Below are 1,504 nucleotides of genomic sequence, written 5' to 3'. Positions count from 1 at the left end.
CGCTGGGACACCATCGTCTGGCTCGACCACCGCGCCATCGCGGAGGCCGACGAATGCACGGCAAGCGGCCACGCCGTGCTGAATTACGTCGGCGGCGTCATGTCGCCGGAAATGGCGACACCGAAGCTGATGTGGCTGAAGCGCAATTTGCCGGAGACCTGGAATGAAGCCGGCTATTTATTCGATCTCACCGATTTCCTGACCTGGCAAGCGACAGGTTCGCTGGCCCGCTCGCAATGCACGCTGACCGCCAAATGGACCTATCTGGCGCATGAAGAGGCCGGCTGGCGGCGCGACTTCTTTGCGCTCGTCGGCCTCGGCGATCTTTTCGAGCACGGCAATTTGCCGGAAAAGGCCAGCCCGGTCGGCGCTTATATTGGCCAACTGACCGCCCAGGCAGCGGCCGAGCTTGGGCTGAGCGAGAAATGCCGGGTCGGCGCCGGCGTCATCGATGCCTATGCCGGTGCGCTTGGCGTGCTCGGCGGCTTTGCCGGCGACCAACAGGACATCGGCCGGCATTTGGCGCTGATCGCCGGCACGTCGAGCTGCGTCATGGCGATGTCACCGGATCCGCAGCCCTTCGCCGGCGTCTGGGGTCCCTATTACGGCGCGGCGCTGCCCAGGCTGTGGCTGTCGGAAGGCGGCCAGTCGGCGACCGGCGCCCTGCTCGACCACATCATCCGCTGGCACGGCGCCGGCGGCGAGCCGGATGCCGCCATGCATGCGAAGATCGCCAGGCGTGTCGCCGAGCTGCGCGCCACCGAGGGCGACAACCTTGCCGCGCGGCTGCATGTGCTGCCCGATTTTCATGGTAACCGCTCACCGCTCGCCGATCCGCATGCCGTCGGCGTCGTCAGCGGGCTGACGCTGGACTCCTCCTTCGACAGCCTGTGCAAACTCTACTGGCGCACCGCCGTCGGCATCGCGCTCGGCGTGCGCCACGTGCTGGAGGCGCTGAACGAGAACGGCTATCTGATCGATACGCTGCATGTCACCGGCGGCCACACCAAGAACCCGCTGTTGATGGAGCTCTATGCCGACGCCACCGGCTGCACGGTGATCGAGCCGCTGGCCGACGAGGCGGTGCTGCTCGGCACCGGCATGATCGCCGCCACCGCGGCCGGGCTGTTTCCCGACCTCAACGCGGCCTGTCTTGCCATGCAGCAAGGCGGCAGGACGCGCGCGTCGAACCCGAAATCATCAGGGCGTTTCGACCGCGACTACAAGGTTTTCCTCGAGATGCACCGCCAGCGGCGGATGCTGGACGCGATCCGCTAGAGCACCGGGGCCGGTCCCTGGCTCAATCCGTTCCCGTCCCTCCTCTCTTGCCTTCATGTCGCGTTTCGTCCAGAAGCTGACGCAAACGCCGCGAAACCGAAGGTTTTGCCGTTTGAAATGCGGCTTCCGGCTTTAATGCCGACGTGCCGTATCTGGAAAGAGCGGAACAATGTCTGCGATCGAAGCCGGCGCTCGCGCGCCGGAAAATCTTTGGCGTCAGGAAATC

At 65.5% G+C, this 1,504-nt stretch carries 2 protein-coding genes; one reads left to right on the top strand and one right to left on the bottom strand.

Annotation, left to right across the window (positions count from 1 at the left end):
- A partial coding sequence (locus tag EN884_RS35610; RefSeq protein WP_128361110.1) for an FGGY-family carbohydrate kinase occupies positions 1–1,278 on the top strand: 1,278 nt, incomplete at its 5' end.
- 22 nt (positions 1,279–1,300) lie between these two features.
- Here the strand turns inward: EN884_RS35610 and EN884_RS39190 are convergent.
- Positions 1,301–1,504 (bottom strand): hypothetical protein (locus EN884_RS39190; protein ID WP_206617748.1); only part of this gene is annotated, 204 nt, incomplete at its 5' end.

Origin of the sequence: Mesorhizobium sp. M7A.F.Ca.AU.001.01.1.1 (assembly GCF_004022735.1) — a bacterium.
In the GTDB taxonomy this organism is placed as follows: Bacteria; Pseudomonadota; Alphaproteobacteria; order Rhizobiales; family Rhizobiaceae; genus Mesorhizobium; species Mesorhizobium ciceri.
This window is presented reverse-complemented; position numbering and strand designations above follow the sequence as displayed.